At 72.1% G+C, this 20,236-nt stretch carries 16 protein-coding genes; 9 read left to right on the forward strand and 7 right to left on the reverse strand.

The features are described from left to right. The first annotated feature begins 63 nt into the window (after positions 1–63). Positions 64–651, forward strand: a complete 588-nt coding sequence (locus O7623_RS03675) for a sigma-70 family RNA polymerase sigma factor (RefSeq protein WP_282227170.1) — start codon at positions 64–66, stop codon at positions 649–651. On the opposite strand, the gene O7623_RS03680 is transcribed toward O7623_RS03675, so the two are convergent. Further along, complete coding sequence (locus O7623_RS03680; RefSeq protein ID WP_282227171.1) at positions 602–2,077, reverse strand: hypothetical protein; 1,476 nt, start codon at positions 2,075–2,077, stop codon at positions 602–604. The two genes, O7623_RS03675 and O7623_RS03680, sit on opposite strands and share 50 nt — an antisense overlap. A 265-nt stretch (positions 2,078–2,342) precedes the next feature. On the opposite strand from O7623_RS03680, the gene O7623_RS03685 reads away from it, so the two are divergent. Continuing rightward, positions 2,343–4,202 carry a S8 family serine peptidase gene (locus O7623_RS03685; protein WP_282227172.1) on the forward strand — a complete coding sequence of 620 codons (1,860 nt, stop codon included), beginning with the start codon at positions 2,343–2,345 and terminating at the stop codon, positions 4,200–4,202. 88 nt (positions 4,203–4,290) lie between these two features. Here O7623_RS03685 and O7623_RS03690 read toward each other — a convergent pair whose 3' ends face one another. Together O7623_RS03690 and O7623_RS03695 are read right to left on the reverse strand one after the other, a co-directional pair. Next, complete coding sequence (locus tag O7623_RS03690; protein WP_282227173.1) at positions 4,291–5,925, reverse strand: ricin-type beta-trefoil lectin domain protein; 1,635 nt, start codon at positions 5,923–5,925, stop codon at positions 4,291–4,293. A gap of 57 nt (positions 5,926–5,982) precedes the next feature. Then, on the reverse strand, positions 5,983–6,633 hold the full coding sequence (locus O7623_RS03695; RefSeq protein WP_282227174.1) for a TetR/AcrR family transcriptional regulator: 651 nt from the start codon (positions 6,631–6,633) through the stop codon (positions 5,983–5,985). Between the two features lie 101 nt (positions 6,634–6,734). Between O7623_RS03695 and O7623_RS03700 the strand changes: the two genes are divergently transcribed. Then, the gene (locus O7623_RS03700; RefSeq protein WP_282227175.1) at positions 6,735–7,502 is read left to right on the forward strand and encodes an SDR family oxidoreductase; all 768 of its coding nucleotides are present in this window, start codon (positions 6,735–6,737) and stop codon (positions 7,500–7,502) included. Between the two features lie 78 nt (positions 7,503–7,580). Further along, entirely contained in the window at positions 7,581–8,039 is a 459-nt protein-coding gene (locus tag O7623_RS03705; RefSeq protein WP_282227176.1) for a hypothetical protein, read from the forward strand. A 62-nt stretch (positions 8,040–8,101) separates the two neighbouring features. On the opposite strand, the gene O7623_RS03710 is transcribed toward O7623_RS03705, so the two are convergent. From O7623_RS03710 to O7623_RS03725, 4 genes are all read right to left on the reverse strand, one after another. Continuing rightward, positions 8,102–8,485, reverse strand: coding sequence for a hypothetical protein (locus O7623_RS03710; RefSeq protein ID WP_282227177.1), 384 nt, complete (start codon positions 8,483–8,485; stop codon positions 8,102–8,104). Beyond that, complete coding sequence (locus O7623_RS03715; protein ID WP_282227178.1) at positions 8,482–9,270, reverse strand: cupin domain-containing protein; 789 nt, start codon at positions 9,268–9,270, stop codon at positions 8,482–8,484. The genes O7623_RS03710 and O7623_RS03715 overlap by 4 nt, the downstream gene beginning before the upstream one ends. Further along, complete coding sequence (locus O7623_RS03720; protein WP_282227179.1) at positions 9,267–10,544, reverse strand: sedoheptulose 7-phosphate cyclase; 1,278 nt, start codon at positions 10,542–10,544, stop codon at positions 9,267–9,269. The genes O7623_RS03715 and O7623_RS03720 overlap by 4 nt, the downstream gene beginning before the upstream one ends. 297 nt (positions 10,545–10,841) lie before the next feature. Further along, a complete protein-coding gene (locus O7623_RS03725; RefSeq protein WP_282227180.1) occupies positions 10,842–11,294 on the reverse strand; it encodes a MarR family transcriptional regulator in 453 nt (150 codons plus the stop codon). Between the two features lie 262 nt (positions 11,295–11,556). On the opposite strand from O7623_RS03725, the gene O7623_RS03730 reads away from it, so the two are divergent. From O7623_RS03730 to O7623_RS03750, 5 genes are all read left to right on the forward strand, one after another. Then, a complete protein-coding gene (locus tag O7623_RS03730; RefSeq protein ID WP_282227181.1) occupies positions 11,557–12,603 on the forward strand; it encodes a VOC family protein in 1,047 nt (348 codons plus the stop codon). A 99-nt stretch (positions 12,604–12,702) separates the two neighbouring features. Further along, complete coding sequence (locus tag O7623_RS03735; RefSeq protein ID WP_282227182.1) at positions 12,703–13,743, forward strand: ketoacyl-ACP synthase III family protein; 1,041 nt, start codon at positions 12,703–12,705, stop codon at positions 13,741–13,743. Between the two features lie 49 nt (positions 13,744–13,792). Further along, the gene (locus O7623_RS03740; protein WP_282227183.1) at positions 13,793–15,463 is read left to right on the forward strand and encodes an FAD-binding protein; all 1,671 of its coding nucleotides are present in this window, start codon (positions 13,793–13,795) and stop codon (positions 15,461–15,463) included. An 11-nt stretch (positions 15,464–15,474) separates the two neighbouring features. Then, a complete protein-coding gene (locus O7623_RS03745; protein ID WP_282227184.1) occupies positions 15,475–16,632 on the forward strand; it encodes an acyltransferase in 1,158 nt (385 codons plus the stop codon). A 196-nt stretch (positions 16,633–16,828) separates the two neighbouring features. After that, the gene (locus O7623_RS03750; RefSeq protein WP_282227185.1) at positions 16,829–20,182 is read left to right on the forward strand and encodes a S8 family serine peptidase; all 3,354 of its coding nucleotides are present in this window, start codon (positions 16,829–16,831) and stop codon (positions 20,180–20,182) included. Positions 20,183–20,236 lie beyond the last annotated feature (54 nt).

Below are 20,236 nucleotides of genomic sequence, written 5' to 3' on the forward strand. Positions count from 1 at the left end.
ATACTGTCACCGTGGGCCTTCCCTCCGCGCGAGGACGACATCGACGCGAGGACGACATCGACGATGACGCTGCACACCGGCGCAGCGCCGGAGTCGGCGTCGGCAGCTGCCGGCACCGACACCCAGCTGCGTGAGCTGTACGAGAGCCAGGCGCCAGGGCTGCTGCGGTACCTGATCCGGCTGACCAACGGCGACCGGCACCGGGCCGAGGATCTGCTGCAGGAGACCCTGCTGCGGGCCTGGCGGCGGCCGGAGTCGCGGACCGGCACCGGCGAGTGGCGCCGGTCGTGGCTCTACACGGTCGCCCGCAACGTGGCCATCGACGACCTGCGGACCACCCGGCCGGTCGAACTCGCCGGTGAGCTGCTCGACGACCACCCCGACACGGACGATCCGGTGGAACGGCTGCTCGACGCCGGGGTGGTGCACGCCGCCCTGGATTCCCTTCCGGACCGGCTGCGTACCGTGCTGGTCGAGGTCTACCTGCGGGAACGCTCCGGTGAGGAAGCTGCGCAGCTGCTCGGTGTCCCCATCGGCACCGTCAAGTCCCGAACCTTCTACGCCCTGCAGGCGCTGCGTGAGCGGCTGGCCCCCGTCGCGGTCAGCCATCGACCATCTGCAGGGTCCAGCGGGCCGGCGGCCCCGAGGTGACGACGACCGGCACGGTGGCGGGATCCGTGCGGTCGGCCAGGGCTCGGATCGCGGCCAGCTGGTCCGGTGCGGGTTCCGCGACGAGTGTCACCGTGGCCCGCGAGGCGGCGTCGTCGACGAGCGCGGTCACGTCGGCAGGGTAGCGACGGCAGCCCTGCGGCAGGTCGGTGACCCCGTCCCCGACGACGGTGACTGCGGCGCCGGCGGCGAGTAGCCGCGTGGTGAGCAGCCGGGCCGCCCGGTGACGGGCGGCGGTGGGGCCGGTGACGGCGAGCACGTCGGGTGCCTGTCGGAGGTCGATCCAGAACTGTCCGTCCGGGCCGACGCCGACCGGGATCGCGGTCGCGGCCAGCGGTGCGGCGTCTGCCTGCCCGGCCGGCCACCACCCGTACGGGGTGCCGGCACGCGGTTGACGGACGCCGGTGAGCCGCAGGACGGCCGGATCGTCGCCGATGCGCAGCTCGACCTCGAGGTGCGGTAGTCGGCGTTCGCCAGCGTACGGGTTCACCGGTTCCGCCGTCGCCGTCGCGGTCGTCACGGTCGGCACCGCCGTCGTGACCGCCGGGTCCGGTGTGGTCGGTGCCGGTGCCCGGCTGGCGGACGCCGGTGCCGGTGCGGGAATCGGCAGCGCCGGCGGGGCGGTAGGCACCACCGGCGGGGCGGGGTCGGCCGCCGACTCGGCCGGGACGGTGCCGGCCGCCGTGCCGGTTCGGGCAGCGGCGTCGGTCAGGGCAGCGGCGTCGCGCGTTGCCACCGTCGCGACACCGGCCGGAGCACCGGCCGGTGGGGCCACCGGCCGGCGGGCCGATCCGGTCGGCAGGGTCGCCGGCCGGCGGGCCGATCCGGTCGGCAGGGTCGCCGGTCGGGGCGGGCCGGCCGCTGGCGGGGGCGGGCCTGCTGCCGGCTGAGCTGACCGGGTGGCCGGTCGGCGTGCGCCGCCGCCCCGGCGCAGCACCAGGATCGCGAGAGCGAACAGCCCGACCGCGACCATCGCCGCGCCGCCACGCAACAGCAGTTCCGACTCGCGGTCGGGCGCAGGTGCGGCGTCGGCGGGCGGTCGACCCGGCGTGGCCGTCGGCGATCCGTCGACCACCGGCAGCGGCCCGTACCGCACGCCAGGTCCGCGGGCGTCGTCGGGGAGCACCAGCACCCAACCCGGCTCCAGGATCGTCGGATCGGTCAACCGTCCACCGCCGGGCTGGGCCCGTCCGGCGTTCAGCTCGAAGATCTCCGGATAGCGGCGGCCGTCGCCGAGCGTGCGGGCGGCGATGGCGAACAGGAACTCGCGGTCGCCGCCGGGCAGCTGACCGACGACGTAGTAGCGCACGTTCTGCCCGGTCGAGGCGTCCTGGGTGGAGACGGTCCCCGGGGCCGGCGCGGCGACGGCCGGCCGGGCGTCGACCCACCCCGCCGGTAGGCTCGCCACGGCCGCGCAGGTCCCCACGGCGACGATCAGACCCGCCCGCGTCGACACAGCGTGGCGGATCTCTGACCGGTGCCGCATACCCACTCCCGCCGCCCGCGGGACGCCCGCCCGCCAGCCATGAACGATCTGCCAACGCTGGGACGAAGCAGCATGTGCAAAGGTTCACGACGCACTTCCCTAATGGTGGTGAACCTAGGACATCGCGCCGACGTCCATGCCGTAGCGGACGGCCGGGAACCCGGCACCGACAAGGAGGAACGATCTGATGAGGATGCGCGGTGGCCGTGTACCGGTCGCCCTCGGTCTGCTCCTCGCCGTCATGGCGGCAGGCCCGCTCGGCGTCGCTGAGCCGGCCGGTGCCGCGAACGGTGCCGTGGCGGCCGTACCGGTGCACCGGTCGGCTCCGGAACCGGGCCCGACCGGCAGCTACCAGCTGTACTACGTGGTAGCGGCGAGTGTCGACGGCCGGCCGGAGAACCTGTGGCTCATCGCCAGCCGGCTGCTGGGCGACGCCGACCGGGCCACCGACATCTTCGACCTCAACGCCGGCCGGCCGCAGCCGACCGGCGGCGCCCTGGTGGACCCGAGTGTGCTGCGGGCCGGCTGGGAGCTGGTCCTGCCGTGGGACGCGGTCGGCGACGGCGTGCGGTACGGCCATCTGACCCCGGTCGGCGCGCCGGTGAATCCGTCGCCGACGCCGCGTCCGTCGGCCCCGGCCGGTGGAGGTCCGGCCCCGTCGTCACCGCGCCCCGGCGTCAGCGGCCAACCGGGTGCCGGGCGGCCGTCGGCCGCCGCGTCGCCATCGTCCACCCCGACCCCGACGGGCGCGCCGTCGTCGGCGGCGAGCCGTCCACCGGGGACGGTGGCCGCCGGGGCCCTGCCCTGGCTGACCGCCGGCTGCCAGGCGAGCCTGATCGACTGGGGGCAGCCGTGGCCCGCCCTCGACGAGGTGTGGTCGCGCAGCCAGGGCGCCGGGGTGACCGTCGCGGTGGTCGATTCCGGCGTGGACGCGACGCTGCCTGAGCTGACCGGTCGGGTGAACGCCGGGGCGGACATCGTGACCGGTGCCGGGCAGGCTGGCACCGACTGTCTCGGTACGGGGACCGCGATCGCCGGGATCGTCGCCGCCGACCTCAGCGCCGGGTCCCGCAGCGGCGTGGCGCCGGAGGCAGGGGTGCTGCCCGTACGGCTGGTCGACACCGCCGCCCAGGCACGGATTCCCGACCAGGTGACGGCGATCGAGGTCGCCCTCTCCACCGGGGCCGAGGTGGTGGTGGTCGGCGGCTACGTGGACCTGTCCGACCGGCAGGTCACCGATGCGCTCGCCACCGCCGCCGAGCACGACAGTGTGGTGGTCGTACCGGCCAGGGCCGGTGCCGATCTGGAGCCGGCCCCCGGCCCACCGGACGCGGTGCTGCGGGTCGCTGCCGTCGACGATCAGGGTGCGCCGGTGGCTGAACACCCGGCCGGCGAGGTCGACGTGGTGGCACCGGCGGTGACCGGCGTCGAACCGGGTGCGGCGACGGTGTACGCCGCGGCGTACGTGGCCGGTGTCGCCGCGCTGCTGCGTGCCGCCCAGCCGGAGCTGACCGCCGCCGAGGTGGTACAGCGGTTGACCGGCACGGCGGAGCTGGCGTCGGCGGTCGAGCGTGACGAGCAGTTGGGCTGGGGCAGCGTGGATCCGGCTGCGGCGGTCAGCGTGGCCACCCAGGCCCGGGCCGGCGGTACCGGCGACGGCGGTGCCGGCGGCGCCTCTGGTTGGCCGCTGGCGGTGGCGTCGGTGGTGCTGGTCATCCTCGGTGCCCTGTTCTGGGCCCGGCGCCGACTCGGCGCACCGGCGGACGACGACGCCGCCGCGGTCGAGGCCGAGGCCGTCGCTGGCGAGACGGGTGACGGTGCGCCTGCCCGATCGGCGCGGGCGGATGCCATCGGTGCCGGCCAGTCCTTCGGCGTGGACGCCGATCAGCTGTACGGCACCGACCCGGCGGGCGCGGCGGGCGTTGCCGCAAGCCGCGACGCCGCCGCGCTGACGGCCCCGATGACGTCGGCGAACACCCAGGTGACCACGGTGCTGGGCCTGTCGGCGGGCCGGCCCGCCCCCGGGACGCAGCCACCACCGGGCTGACCGCCGCTAGCACGGCGGCCTACCGGTAGCACGGCGGCGGCCGGGGTTCGGATGCCCGAACCCCGGCCGCCGGTGTCGTGACACCCGGTCAGCGGCGGCTCCAGCTCGCGTTGGCCTGGCCGGTGCACGGCCAGAGGATCACCTGGCTGCCGTCGGCGGTACGGCCGTCGTAGACGTCGAGGCACATCAGCTTGCCGCGCGCCTCGGACGCCTTCAGCGAGGTCAGGTCGTCAGCACCGTTGAGGTAGAAGCGTTGCGCGGGGGAGCCGTTGCACCGGGCGCTGCCGATGATCGTGAGATCCTTCGTCTGGCCGTTGGTGAGGTCCATGCACATGCCCTGTGAGCGGATGGTCTCGTCGGGCAGGAATTCCCACAACTGGTTGTCGGCGCCGGTGCAGGTGGCGATCGTCAGCGGGGTGGACCGCTCGGTGCCGGGCCCGTGATGCTGGGTCAGGCACTTGCCGGAGGCGTGGCTGACCAGCTGCCACCGGGTCTTCGCCGGGGTGGAGGACTTCGGTGCCGGGGCGCTCGCCGCCGGCGCCTTCGTGGAGGGCTTCGGGCTGGGGGCCGGTGCCACGGTGGCGCTCGGTGCCGGCGCGGCGGCCGGCGGGGGCGTTGCGGACGGGCTGGGGCTGGGCGGGGGCGTCGCGGCGCCGATCCGCGTGTCGGCGGCGTAGAACGTCTCGTGTTCGCGTACCAGGGCGGTGAAGGCGGCGAGGGTCGAGGAGCCGTCGAGGTCGGCGGCGGCCTGGATGGTGCCGGCTCCCCAGTGGTACGCCGCCAGCGCCAGCGGGTACGGGTCGTCGCTCAGCGGTGTCATCTCCTCGACGAGACGGCACATGGTGCTGCCGAGCGCCGGGATCGCGACCTGGGCGTCCCACGGGGTGGCGTAGCCGGCGGTCTGGACGTACTGGACCCAGACCTGCGGGAGGAACTGGGCGATGCCCTGGCCGCCGGTCGGGCCGAGCAGGTTCGGGTCGAAGCCGGACTGGGCCATGATCTGGGCGGCGACCCGGGCGGGGGTGATGGTCGGGCAGATGCTGCCGGCGGCCCGGACGGCAGTCAGGTACTCGTCCGGTACGGCGACCGGCGCGGCCGGGCGCAGTGTCGTGGGGCTGCTCGTCGCCGGTGTGGGGGTGGGTTCGGGAGTACCGGTGCCGCCGAAGGCGGGGTAGAGGGCGTACCACCGGGTGTAGCGCTCGACGGTGTCGATGTAGTCTCCGGCCGCGCTGGGCACCCCGGCGGCCGCGCGTACCTCGGGCACGCCGAGCTGGTGCGCGGCGAGCGCCAACTGCCAGGGGTCACCGGGCACCTTCTCGACCCGCAGCTGGCCGACCAGCTGGCACATGTGCCGGGCGAGGGCGTGGATGCTGGCGCTGCGGTCGGCGAGTTCCGCCTGTGGCCAGGGCGCCCAGCGCCGCCACACCGAGTCGGTCAGCCCGGCGACGCCCTTGCCGCCGCTGGCGCTGACGGCCTGCACCGGTTCGGACCTGAACTGCGACGCCGTCATCAACTGGCCGGCCAGCCGGGCCGGGGTCAGCGCCGGACAGGACTCGGCGGCGGCGACGACGGCCTGCTGGACGTCGGTCGGAATCTCGGTGCCGCGCAGCATCTCGACGGCACTGGCGGGGGCGAACTGGACCGAGGCTGCCATGGTGCACAGCGCTGCGGCGGACAACGCCGCGCCGGCGATCACCCGGCGGGCATTGGTCGTCAGTCTCACGGGGGCTCCTCGTCGGCGGCTACTTCGAATCAGGGACGATCGAAGGGCCGGCGAGGTTCAGATCCGCGACGGAGACTGGGGTGGCGCCCGGTCCGGTGCGGGGCCGTCGACCGGCGTCGTCGGCCAGGCCCGCATGGCGAGCTCGGCGACACGGCGCAGGTCGTGTCGGCTGGCACCGTCGCGTGCCTGCTGCGACATGCCCTGGATCACCGTGGCGTAGTAGACCGCGAGCGCCCGTACGTCGGTGCCGTCGGGCAGTTCGCCGTCGCGGACCGCGTCCCGTAGCCGGTGTTCGAAGGCGCGGACGTTGTTGTTGCGCTGTTCGCGCAGTGTCTGCTGGACGTCGGCGCTGGCCGGTGGAACGTTGGTCGCCGCGCTGATCACGAGGCAGCCGGCCGGGTGGCTGGGATCGGTGTACTCGACGGCGGCCTCGCGCAGCATCCGGGTGAACGCCTCGTGCGCGGTGGCCGGTTCCCGCAGGGCGTCGCCGAGGAACGCTCCGAAGGTGTGCCCGTAGGCCCGGACGACCTCGTCGAACAGGTGGCGTTTGTCGGTGAAGGCCGCGTACAGGCTGGGCGGGTTGATGCCGATCGCCTGGGTGAGATCGGCCACGGAGGTGCCTTCGTATCCGCGTTCCCAGAACAGCAGGGTCGCGGTGGTCAGTGCGGCGTCGCGGTCGAACGACCGCCGCCGTCCTCGCGGGGCCATGACCCAATGCTATAGCGGTCGCTACAGTTTCTGCTACGATCTGGACTGTAGCGGTTGCTACAAATAAGGCGGGTCCTGTGACAAAGTTGAGGAGGACGATGATGAGCGGGCTCACCGGCAAGGTCGCGCTCGTGACCGGCGCGAGCCGGGGGATCGGCCGAGCGGCCGCCGAGCGCCTCGCCGCGCGCGGGGCCGTGGTCGCGGTGCACTACGGCAGCAACGCCGCCGCGGCGGATGAAGTCGTGCGTGGCATCCGGGACGCGGGCGGGCGGGCCTTCGCCCTCGGCGCGCAACTCGGCACGCCCGGCGACATCGACGCGCTGTGGTCGGCGTTCGACGCCGGGGTGGGTGAGCACAGCTCGCGCACCTGCGTCGACATCCTGGTCAACAACGCGGGGGTGACCCTGCGTGGGCATCTGGAGGAGACCACCGAGGAACTGTTCGACCAACAGGTCGCGGTGAACATGCGGGCACCGTTCTTCCTGGTCCAGCATGGTCTCAAGCGGATGCCGGACGGCGGACGGATCATCAACATCTCGTCGGGTGTCACCCGGATCGCCTATCCCGAGATCATCTCCTACGCGATGACGAAGGGGGCGATCGACACCTTCACCCTGACGTTGGCCAAGCAGCTCGGTGCGCGGGGGATCACCGTCAACGCCGTCGCGCCCGGCATCATCGACACCGACATCAACGCCTCCTGGCTGCGCGGGAACCCCGAGGCCGAGCAGATGGCCGCCGGCCTGTCCGCGCTGGGTCGCGTCGGTCGCGTCACCGACGTGGCCGACGTGATCGCCTTCCTCGCCTCGGACGACGCGCGGTGGGTCACCGGACAGGTCATCGACGCCACCGGCGGCTCCCACCTGTAGGTACCCGCTGTCCGTGGCGGGACAACCGGCAGGGACGACCGTCCCTGCCGGTCTACTCAGCTGGTAGTGGAGGGGCACATGTACGCCGTTGTCGTGTGGTGGGACCTGGCCGGGTCGGCGCAGACCATCGATTCGCTGCACCGCCGGCTGCCCCGGCAGGACCGGATCGGCGCGGGGACGGACATCCCCCGGCACCTGGTCAGCTGGATTCACGACCGCCCCGGCAACCGGTGGGGCGCGGTGCTGATGTCCGAGTCGCCCGACGTGGTCCACTGGACCGTGCTGCTGGCGGCCACCGAGCTGATCGGCTACCCGCCGACGGACCGGTGGTCGTTCGAGCTCACCCCGGGGACGGACGAGGGGACGGGCCGACCCACCGACCTGATGCTGGTCCTGCTGGGCAGGGCCGTCAATCCGACTGCCGGGGCGGACCGCCCGACGTCCGGGTCGTCGGGCCCGTCGGCCGCGCAGCTGATGGCGGACTGGCCACCGGCGCCGTACCGCGCGGTGGAAGAGGCGGTTCCGGCTGCGGCCTGAGTCTGCGGGAAGCGACTGTCCCCGGCCACCGTACGGTGGCCGGGGACAGTCGCGGCGCCCGCCTACGCCGGGGCGAGCTCGGGGATCCGTGGTGGCAGCGCCCGGCTCACCTCGCCAGCGAGGGCCCGGATCGTCAGCAGCCGGCTGCCACCGTCCGCGCGGATCTCCCCCTGTGCGCCGTAGGGCAGCAGCAGCACCTGGCCTGCGCCGGCCCGCACCGGTGTGCCGTGGTCGGCCACGAAGGCGGCGGCCCCGACAAGCACCAGTACCGCCTCCTCGACGCCGTGGGCCGCACGTACCGGCAGGGTGCCGCCGACCGGCAGGTCCCAGAGTTCGACGCCTTCGCACTCGCTGTGCAGCATGCCGCGGCGGATCAGGCACTGCCATCCCGCCTCCGCCACTCCGGCGATGACGCTCACCTGCGCGCTGGCGTCCACGACGATCATCGCGCCGCCTCCGCCGGCGGTACCCGCAGCGAGACCACGCTGGCCCGTAGGTCGGTCTCGGCGGCCAGGGTGAGCTGGGCGCCGGCCGGGATCAGCAGGCAGGTGTCAGCGGCGAGCCGCACCGGTTCACCCGCCACGCTGCTGTGCCCGGTCCCTCGACCGTGGTGCAGGTAGACGGCGAGCTCGGCGTCGGCCCGCCCGATGACCTGCTCGCACCCCGCCGCGACGTCGACGAGATCGATGCGGTGCAACGGACCGCTGAAGATTCCCGTGGTGTCCACTGCACCCTGGGCGAAGAGGTCGGTGACGACGACGTTGCTCAACGGGGCTCCTCCATGGGGTGGGCGCGCTCCGGACAGAAGCGCGGTCGTGGTCGGCGGCAGGGTCTCGATCACCCACCAGTTCAGCTCGTCGGAACCGGTGTTTCGCAGGCCGTGTACGTTGCCGACGCCGGTGAGCGCCACCGAACCGGCGGCCACCGGGTGCGGTACGCCGTTGAGCAGCACCTCGCCCCGGCCGGCGACGATCAGGTACAGCTCTTCGGTCCGGGTGTGCCGGTGTTCGCCGCTGATCCCGCCCGGCGGGATCGAGGCCCATTCGACTGCTTCGGTCGCCGAGCCGAGCTGCCGACGGCCAGCGAAGGCCTTCCAATGGGTCCGCCCGGCCGCCCCGTGTACGCCGTAGACAGTTGCGCTGGGACCGGTCGCGGTGGCGACGGCGGTGATCGCGCCGGCTGTGGCCCGCCCCGGACCCGGCGGCCGCCGTGCCGCAGCGGCGGCGGTCATCGGGCCACCGCCAGCTGCTGGCGGTTGGCGAGCTCGGCGGCGCTGGCGGCGATTTCGTCCTCACGTACGTCGTTGACGAAGACGGCGGCGCCGATACCGACCGGCAGGGGCAGCCGCTGCTGCCCGTCGCGGTGGCGTACGGTGTCCTGCAGTGCGTGTGCCAGCACCGGTGCGGTGCACAGTGGATGCCAGATGGGTAGGCCGAGGGCGGTCATGGTGGCGAGGATTCGATCGCACTGGGCCCGGCTGACCAGACCGCGCCGGGTCGCCAGCACGGTGGTCAGCGCCATGTCGATCGCGACCGCCTCGCCGTGCAGCAGTTCCGGCAACGCGCGCATCTCGATCGTCGGGCTGAACGTGTGTCCGTAGTCGACGACCCGTTCGAGCACCTGCTCCCACAGGTTGGGCTGCAGTTCCTCGAGCATGCCGTGGATCGCGCGTTCCAGGACGTCGGTCGCCGGGTCGGGGTCGGGGTCCTGTCGGGACAGTCGGGCGGAGACCGGGACCGTGTCCAGCGGCGGTACCGGTTCGCCGTCACGGTGCGTCATGGGCTGCAGGCGGGTGGCGAGCAGGTGCCGACCGTGGGTGGCGAGCAGTTCGAACAGGCGGGCGTCCTTGATGAGACCGATCTTGAGGATCTCGGCCAGTCCGTTGCTGACGTGCCGCCGGTCGAGGGTACGCAGGAAGGTCCGGTCGAGCAGGGTGCGTTCGGCCGGATAGTAGGTGCCAAGACGGTTCTTGTGACCGTTGTGGTTGACCCCGGTCTTGGCACCTACTCCGGCATCCACGAGTCCGATCAGGGTGGTGGGGATCCGGACGTAGGGCAGCGCCCGGCGGTAGAGGCTGGCCGCCAGGCCGACGATGTCCAGCAGGACGCCGCCGCCGATGCCGATCATGGGCTCCCGACGCCGGTCGACACCGAACTCGTCGAGCGCCTCGACGACCGCCAAGACGGCATCCATCGTCTTGTGTGACTCACCGTGTGGTAGTACGAGCAGCCTGAAGTCGACGTCGTGATGATGGAAGTAGCGGCGGATGCGGTCGCCGTACAGCCGGTGCACGGTGGTGTCGGTGACCACCAGCCGCCGTAGTGGTGTCGCCGCCGACATCGACTCCAGGATGGCGTTGTTGGCGGGGTCCAGTAGGTCGTCACTGACCCGGACCTCGTAGGTGACCTGCTTGCTGGCACGAACGGACCAGTAGGACACGGGACTGCCGACGGTGACCAGCCCGTCGGCGTCGACACGGTCGCTGGCGTCCAGGTTTCGGTACATCTGCGCTCCTTCGGTGACCCGCTCTCGATCGTGAGGGGAGGTTGAACAGCCTGCGGTGGTAGCCGCGCCCGCTCGGCCGCGCCCGCTCAGACGGACGCGGCGGATCGGCGGAGTGCCAGGTGACGCCCCGGTTCCCGAGGGCAAGCGCCGGGCGGGTTCAGCGGGGATCGCAACCCAATGTAGGTGCATGCATAGAAGTCGACAAGTCGCCGGAAGTTAATTGCGCGTAACGACACACCTGGATGGATGTCCCCGCCGTGGTGGGTGCGCGGGTGGCGTCGGGTCAGCTGGACGAGTTCAGTCGCGGCCGGTGGTCTCGGGCGGCAGGTAACGCAGACGGGCCACGACGGCGGCGGTGCGTCCGTCGATGGAGGCGAGGTCCAGGGCGAGCGCGACTTCCCGGTCGAACAGTGTCGCGGCTTCGCGGCACACCTGCCGCCCTTCCTCGGTGATCATCGCGTGTACGCCACGGCGGTCCTGCTCCGCCGTGGAGCGTCTGGCCAGCCCTCGGTCCTCCAGCCGGGCCACCAGGCGGCTGACCGACGACTGGTTCAGGCCGACCGCGTCGGCGAGCTGCTGCATGCGTATCCCGCCCGGGTCGCCGGCGGCGAGGGTGTTCAGGGCCAGGAACTCACTGAGCCCGACCCCGGTGCTGCGGGCCAGTTTCCGGTCAAGTTGGGTGCTCACCTCGGCCACCAGGACAGAGAGCTGTCGCCAGAGCTCGACCTCGTCGCCTCGTCGTTGCGCCATCCTTGATCACCTGTTCTGTGTGCGTCGCATGTCCCTCTGGGCGGCGGAGGTCTGATCGACATCTGCGAAACATGCGCTCGCATGTAATGTTAGTCCCGTTTCCGGTCGTGTCGCGAGATGGCGGAGCAGTTCAGATCGCTTGTTACGTTACGTGCCGGGCGGCCCAGCTGTCTGTGAGGGAAATTTTACTTGCGGATGCATGCATGTACCCGTACATTGATCGCGGTTGTGATCCCCAGCCGGACAGTGCGAGAGGGACGACATGGACTCCGCGGACCTGCTTGCGGCACCCACCCGACCGTCGGGCGTACCCACCGCCCGCGCCGTCGACCACTACGCCTTCACCGTGACGGACCTGCCCCGGGCAGTGGCGTTCTGCACCGAGGTGCTCGGCGGTGAACTCTGCTACGAGGAGGGGCCGATCGTCCATCCGGACAGCGACTGGATGGCCCGTAAACTCGGCGTCCACCCCCGGGCCCGGACCAGGGTCGCGCTGGTCCGACTGCACGACGCCAACCTCGAACTGTTCGGTTACGACACGCCGGACCAGGTACGCGTCCCACCACCACCCGGGGTCACCGGCAACGCCTACCTGGCGCTGGCCGTCGCCGACCTGCCGGCCGCGCTGACCGCACTCGACACCGTGCCACAGGCGCGCGTCGAGACCACCACCGTCGACCCCGTCGGCGGCACCCGTATCGCCTGGTGCCGCACCGACCTCGGGCTCTGGCTACAACTCCGGCAGGGCGACGACCCGCCCGCCCGCGGCCGGTACCGCCCTCGGCCCCGACCGGCCGGCGGCACCGCGCCGGCCGTCGCGGGTATCCAGGGTGTGGAGCATTTCGGTCGGGCCGTCGCCGACCTGCCGGCTGCGGTCACGTTCTTCGTCGACGTGCTGGGAGCCGAACCGATCACTGCCGGGCAGCCCGCTCCGGGGCGCGGCGCCGCGTCGCCCACGGTCGCGCTGAGGCTCGGACCGACGGCCAACCTCGAACTCGTCGCCGGTAGCCCCGCTCCGCCCCAGACCCCGCGCAACAGCGACATCGGCGGCCACCACCTCGCCATCTACGTCGACGACGTGGACGTCGCCGCCAGCGCCCTCGCCGGGGTTCCCGGCGTGGTCGTCATGGGTGAACCCGAGACGATCACCAGTGGCCCCCTCGTCGGCGACCGATGGGTCTACTTCCGTACCCCGATCGGTCTGCAGATGGAGCTCGTCAACATGCCCGACGGGCGGCTGCCGTACGAGGCCACGACGACGGCCCGCCGCGCCACCCCGGGTGCCCACCGCTGGCACGACCGCCCCTGACCGGCCCCCACCAGCGCTTCCGACACCGCCGCCGCGACCGGCGCGCCACCGGCGCTCGCCCGGCGGTGCCGTCGCGCGTGCCCGTCGAAAGGACCCCTCATGCGTTGGACCAACCTCTACGTCTGCGGTACCGGCACCTGGCTGCCCAAGCCGGTCGCGGTCGACGACGCCGTCCGGGACGGTCGCTACCCGGCCGAGTCCGCGCAGCGCAGCGCTCAGACACATGTCACTGTCGCCACCGACGAGCAGGCTCCCGACATGGCCGTACGAGCGGCCCGGCAGGCTGTCGCGCGGTCCGCGCGTGCGGCCGGTGACATCGCGGCGGTCTTCCACGCGGTCGTGCTGCATGCCGGCCTCGACGTCTGGAACGCCGCCTCCTATCTGCAGCGTCACGTCGCCGCCCGGAACGCGTTCGTCGCCGAGATCCGCAGCGGCTCCAACGGTGGGCTGGTCGCCGTCGAGGCCGCCGCCGCGTACCTGCTGGCTCACCCTGAGGCCCCCGCCGCCCTGGTCACCGCCGCCGACCGCTGGCCCGAGCCGTACTTCGACCGCTGGCGCTGCGACCGGATCGTGTACGCCGACGGCGCCGCCGCGATCACCCTGTCCCGGCACGACGGCTTCGCCGAGATCCTGGCGATGGCCACGCACACCGACGCCGAACTGGAAGGAATGCACCGTGGCACGGAGCCGTTCGGCGCGTACGGCACCGCCACCGCCGCCGCGATCAACCTCGACGACCGGCATCGCGGCTTTCTCGCCGAGACCGCGCGCGAGGAGATCTGGCGTCGACTCGATCTCGGCGTCCGGGGCGCCTGCGAGCAGGCGCTGGCCGAGGCCGGACTGACCGGCGCCGACATCGACCACGTCGTCCTGCCGCACTTCGGACTCTGGCTGACCCGACGACAGATCCTGCAACCGCTCGGCGTCACCGACCTGACCCGTACCACCTGGGACTTCTCCCGACAGGTGGGCCACCTGGGTGCCGGCGACCAACTTGCCGGCCTCAACCACCTCACCGAATCCGGTGTCCTGCGGCCCGGCGCGCACGTGCTGCTCGTCGGGGCCGGCGCAGGTTTCACCTGGACCGGCGCCGTACTGCGGATCCGCAACACCCCCGCCTGGTCCGGCCAGCCGGTGTGACCGGCGCCGGCGGCCATCTCCACACCTTGCAGCAGGGAGGAATCGCGTCATGAGTCAACTCACCCGCCGGCGGCTGCTCGCCGGCACGGCCGCTGCCGGTGGCGGCATGCTCGCCGGTGGCGTCCTGGCCGGCGACCGCCCGGCCGTCGCCGCGCCGACCGGCGTACCGGCCGGGACCACCGCTGACCCGGCCGCGACCGGTGCCGTTCGCCCGGTGACCGTCACCGCCACCGACCCCCGCTACCCGGACCTGGTCCGCGGCACCAACCAGCGGTGGGTCGGTCGCCCGGACACGGTCTGCGTGGTCACCTCCGCCGCGCAGGTCGCGGCGGTCGTGCAGCAGGCGGTCCGGACCGGCACCCGGTTCGCGGTGCGTAGCGGCGGGCACTGCTACGAGGACTTCGTCACCAGCGGCGACATCCGGCTGGTGATCGACCTGTCGCAGCTGACCGAGGTCCGTTACGACCCCGGGCGGCGGGCCTTCTCCGTCGGCGCCGGCACCCCCCTCGGCCGGGTCTACCAGGCCCTCTACAAGCAGTGGGGGGTGTTTCTGCCGGCCGGGAACTGCCCGACCGTGGCCGTCGGTGGGCACATCGCCGGCGGCGGGTACGGATCCCAGTCGCGGCGCAACGGCCTGGCCGTCGACCACCTCTACGCCGTCGAGGTGGTCGTGGTGGACGCGAGTGGCCGCGCCCGGGTCGTGGTCGCCACCCGGGAGGACGACGACCCGTACCGGGATCTGTGGTGGGCGTTCACCGGCGGCGGGGGCGGCAACTTCGGGGTGGTGACCCGGTACTGGCTGCGGTCACCCGGTGCGACCAGCGCCGACCCGGCCCGGTTGCTGCCCCGCCCGCCGTCGCAGGTCTGGATCCACGAGGTCGCCTGGCCCTGGGAGTCGCTCACCGAGGACCGGTTCGCCCGGCTGATGCGCAACCACGGCGAGTGGCACGCCGACAACAGCGCTCCGGACTCGCCGTACGTCAACCTGTTCAGCCAGCTCAAGCCGTGGCACAAGGCGCAGGGTGCGGTGACCATGGTGACCCAGGTCGACGCCGACGCGCCGGGTGCCGAACGGATGCTGGCCGACTACGTGGCACAGGTCGGTGCCGGGGTCGGGGTCGCGGCGCGGGTGCTGCAACACCGCAAGGTGCCCTGGCTCGTCGCCACCGGCTGGTCCGGCTTCACCGGACCGGACCCGACGGTACGGTTCAAGGGCAAGTCGGCCTACCTGCGGGCCAGCTACCCGGAGGAGCAGCTGCCGGTGATGTACCGGCACCTGACCCGTACCGACTTCGCCAATCCGACAGCCCTGATGATGATCGCCTCGTACGGCGGCCAGGTGAACGTGTGGCGACCCGGCGACACCGCGGTGCCGCAACGGGACTCCGTCATCAAGATGCAGTGTGTCACGTTGTGGAACGACGCCCGTGACGACGCGGTGAACCTGGCCTGGGTACGCGAGTTCTACCGCGACCTCTACGCGGCCACCGGTGGTGTGCCGGTGCCCGGTCCCGTGATGGACGGCTGCTTCGTGAACTACGCCGATGTCGATCTTGGCGACCCGGCGCTGAACACCTCTGGCGTGCCCTGGCACGACCTGTACTACAAGGACAACTACCGGCGGCTGCAACGGATCAAGGCACGCTGGGATCCGCGCGACGTCTTCCGCCACGCCCAGTCGATCCGGCTGCCCGGTTCCGCCGACCGGCCGGTCCGGTGAGTGGAGGAGCGATGGCGATCCACCACGGCACCGTACCCCGGCTGGACAGCCTCACCGGGATGCGCTTCCTCGCCGCCGCCGCGGTGTTCGGTTTCCACCTGTCCCTGCATCCACAGCTGCTGGGTGACAGCGCGGTGGCCCGGGCGTACATTGCCCTGCTGGCCAACGCCGGCTGGTTCGGGGTCACGTTCTTCTTCGTTCTCAGCGGGTTCGTTCTGGCCTGGTCGGCGCGTCCGGCGGACACCTACCGGGAGTTCGTCGGTCGTCGACTTGTCAAGATCTACCCGAACCATCTCGTCACCTTCGTGGTCGCGTTCGGCCTGTTCGGACTGGCCGGTGCCACCACCTGGGAGGCGGTGGGGAACCTGACCCTGCTGCACGCCTGGGTGCCGCGCGACACCAGCTTCTTCAGCATCAACCACCCGAGCTGGTCACTGTCGACCGAGATGTTCTTCTACCTGATGTTTCCGCTGCTGTGGGCAGGCCTGCGACGCACCCCGACCCGGGCCCTGTGGCCCGCCGCGCTCGGCCTGATGGCGGTGATCATGGCGTTGCCGCTGGTGGCCGCGACGCTGCCGGCCGGCGAGGTGTTCGGCGAGAACCACCGCAATTCACCGCTGTACCAGCATCCGATGAACCAGGTCTGGTTGTTGTACGCGTTCCCGCCGGCACGGCTGCTCGACTTCGCCCTCGGCATGTTGATGGCGATGATCGTTCGCCGTGGACAGTGGCCCGGCCTGCGCCCGGCCCCGCTCGCCGGACTGGTCGCCGTCGGCTACCTGGTCAGCCTGACGCTACCGGTGCTCTACCAGCTCAACTCGGGTCTGGTGGTACCCCTGGCGTTGCTGATCGCCGCCGTGGCGGCCGGCGACGCACAGCATCGGGCCGGCTGGCTGCGGCGGCGGTGGATGGTCTTTCTCGGCGAGGTCTCCTTCGCGTTCTACCTGCTGCACGACATCGTGCTGACCTGGATCGGTCGGGTCAGTGTCGGATGGGATCTTCCCGCCGGGGGCGGGTTCCTGGTTGGTGTGATCGCCTTCGCGGTCAGCCTCGCCGGTGCCACGGTGCTCTACCGCACCGTGGAGCGGCCGTTGACGCAGGCATGGGCACGTCGGCGGTCCCGGCCGGCGGAGCCCGTCGGGGAACCGGTCGGCGTGCCGACCCGCTGACCGGCACCGGCTTCGGGCCCGCCCCGCCCCTCGGCGGGCCCGAAGCCGGCTGACGGCGATCGGTTGCACTGTGTGAATCATGCGAGGGATTGTCCTAATAAGTGCGCTATAGGCCTTTTCAATCGTGGTCGCCTATGTAACCCTGATGTTTCGCGTCTGCCCGACGTCCTGATAGACGTCCAATGGGGAGGTACAGGTGACACGATCGAGAAGACTCGCGGCGGCCGGACTGGCCGCCGTACTCGTGTTCGGCCCGGGGCAACCCGGCTGGGCCGCGCCGACCAGCGGTGACAGTGCTGGTCTGCCCGCCGCCGCAGGGGTGCCGGCCGGCCAGCGCACCACGGTCACGTTGATCACCGGTGACCAGGTCACCGTCACCGGAGCCGGTGGGGCCGCGCTGCGACCGGGCGCGGGCCGCGCCGGCATGCAGTTCCGCACCTACCGCGTCGACGGGGACCTGCACGTCGTCCCGCGCGACGCGGTCGACCTGGTCCAGCGCGGCACGCTGGACCGGCGGCTGTTCAACGTCACCAAGCTGATCGAATGGGGATACCACGACGCGGCCCGCGCCGACCTGCCGCTGATCATGACCCGCTCGGACGGCGTGGCGGCGCGCGGCACGGCCCAGCCGGACGGCGTCGAGGTGCAGCGGGACCTGCCGGCGATCGACGGCACCGCGGTCACCGCCGACAAGGCGACGATCGCCGACCTGTGGTCCACGGTGGCCGGTCGCACCGCCGCCCGGGGTGCCGACGCCGGGATCGACCGGATCTGGCTGGACGGCAAGCGTGAGATGCTGCTCGACCGCAGTGTCGCCCAGATCGGCGCACCGGCCGCCCACGACGCCGGGTTCACCGGCGCCGGCATCACCGTCGGCGTGATGGACAGCGGCGTCGACGCCGGACACCCCGACCTGGCCGACGTCGTCATCGAGTCGCGCAACTTCACCGACGCGCCAGCCGACGGCGACACCGTCGGCCACGGTACGCACGTCGCGTCGATCATCGCCGGCAGCGGTGCCGCCTCCGGCGGCAAGTACCGGGGCGTCGCTCCGGACGCGAAGATCATCTCCGCGAAGGTCTGCCCCGGCTCGTTCTGCGACGACTCCGCCATGATCGACGCGATGCACTGGCTGGCCGTGGAGAAGCAGGTCCCCGTCGTCAACATCAGCATCGGCGGCGGCGACGGGCCCGAGATCGACCCCCTGGAAGAAGCGGTCAACACCCTCACCGCACAGACCGGCACCCTGTTCGTCATCTCCGCCGGCAACGCCGGTGCCGACCGTACCGTCGGCTCACCCGGCAGCGCCGACGCGGCCCTGACCGTCGGCGCGGTCGACCGCGACGGTTCACTCGCCGACTTCTCCAGCCGTGGCCCCCGGGTCGGTGACGACGCCGTCAAACCCGACATCACCGCGCCGGGTGTCGACATCGTCGCCGCCCGCGCCGAGGGCACCACCCTCGACATCCCGATCGACGAACACTACGTCTCCGCGCCGGGCACCTCGATGTCCGCGCCGCACATCACCGGCGCCGTCGCGCTGCTCGCCCAGCAACGCCAGGACTGGACCGCCCCGCAGTTCAAGTCCACCCTGATGGGCTCCGCCGCGCCGCACCCCGGAACCGGTGCGTACGGCCAAGGTGCCGGCCTGGTCGACGTGGCCCGCGCCATCACCCAGACCGTGACCGCCGAGCCGGCCAGTGTCTCGTTCGGCCGGGCGATCTGGCCGCACCACGACGACGAGCCGATCACCCGGACCGTCACCTACCGCAACACCGGCACCGCGCCGATCACCCTCGACCTGACCTGGGACGTCACCGGACCCACCGGCGCGAGCGTCCCGACCGGCATGTTCACCACCAGCGCCGCGCAGGTGCAGGTGCCGGCCGGCGGTACGGCCAGCGTCGAGGTCACCGCCGACACCCGGGCCGAGGCCGCCGACGGCTTCTACAGCGGCCACCTGGTCGCCACCGCCGGCCAGACCCGCGTCGTCACCCCGGTCGGGGTGCACCGCGAAGTCGAGAGCTACGACATCACCGTCGCCCACCTCGACTCGTCCGGAGAGCCAACCGCAGAGCACTTCACCGCCCTCATCGGTCTGGACACCGACTACGCCGACCTCGTCTACGACCCGGACGGCACCGCGACCGTACGGGTGCCCAAGGGCCGCTACGGTGTGTTCAGCAGCATCGACGAGTTCGATGAGGACGGGGACCCCCTCGCCAGCGCGGTGCTCGTGCAGCCCGAGGTGAACCTCACCGAGGAGGTCACGGTCACGCTGGACGCCCGCGAGGCCGAGCCGGTCAGCGTCACCATCCCGCAGGCCAACGCCCGCACCGACACCGTCGAACTCTCGGTGGCCTTCGGGACGGAGGCAGGAGCGCTGAACGTCAGCGCCTCGTACCCGAGCTTCGACGGGGTGTCGACCAAGAACCTCGGTACGGAGCCCGTGTCGTGGATCAACTCGGCGATCTCCCACCACTGGTACAAGCCGGACGGCGAGGGTGGCTTCGCCAACAGCCCGTACACGTACGCCCTCGGTGAGATGTTCAGCGGTAGCTTCCCGACCGGTTACCAGAAGGACTATCAGGCCGCCGAGCTGGCCCGGGTCCGCCAGGACTTCCGGGGCGTCAAGACCGGGGAGGTCACCGATCGGCTGATCTATGCCGTGTTCGACAACCCGTCCCTGGCGTCGTTCGGCTCGCTGACCGAGGTCGCCGTCCCGGGTGAGCGGATCGAGTGGTACAGCACCGAGCAGGTCGCCTGGTTCTCCGACCTGTTCTTCTCCAACCCGGCCGAGGACGGCTGGCTGGAGTCGGTGTCGTTCCTGTACGAACCGGCCCGTCCGTACACCGCCGGTGGTCGGCACACCGACACCTGGAACCTGCCGCCGTCCGGTCCGGCGATGCCGGCCCTGCCCGCACCGTACGGCTGGGTCAGCCGGCTCGGCGACGAGATCGTCGCGGAGGTGCCCCTGTTCGGTGACGCCGCCGGCCACGCCGGCATGTCGACGTCGGTGACCGAACGCACGGCCCTCTACCGTGACGGCGAGCTCGTCGACGAGTGGGAGGTCGGCGGGTTCGGCTACTTCGTCGTGCCACCTGGGCAGGCCGAGTACCGGTTGGAGACCTCCGCCACCCGCGACGTCAGCGACCTCGCCACCGAGGTGAGCCTGGCCTGGACGTTCCAGTCCGGGCGGGTCAACGGTGACGAGCCGCGCGAGCTGCCGGTGATGGTGGCGCGCCCCGCGCCGCCGGTCGACGAGACCGGCACCGCCGCTGCCGGCGAGCAGGTCGACATCCCGGTGGCGGTCCGTCGGCAGACCGGCGTCACCGTCAACCTGGACGCGGTGTCGGTCGAGGTCTCCTACGACGACGGCACCACCTGGCTACCGGCCCCGGTGCGCGCCGACGGTCGCAACTGGGTTGCCACCGTGCAGCACCCCGACAGCGACGGGTACGTGTCGCTGCGGATCGGGGCGGAGGACCGCCAGGGCAACACGTTCACCCAGACGGTGATCCACGCCTACCGGCTGGCCGCCGCCGACTGACGTCACGCACTCCGCGACGGCCCTGGTGGCCGTGACCCGTACCCGGGCCACGGC

Origin of the sequence: Solwaraspora sp. WMMD791, assembly GCF_029581195.1 — a bacterium.
In the GTDB taxonomy this organism is placed as follows: domain Bacteria; phylum Actinomycetota; class Actinomycetes; order Mycobacteriales; family Micromonosporaceae; genus Micromonospora_E.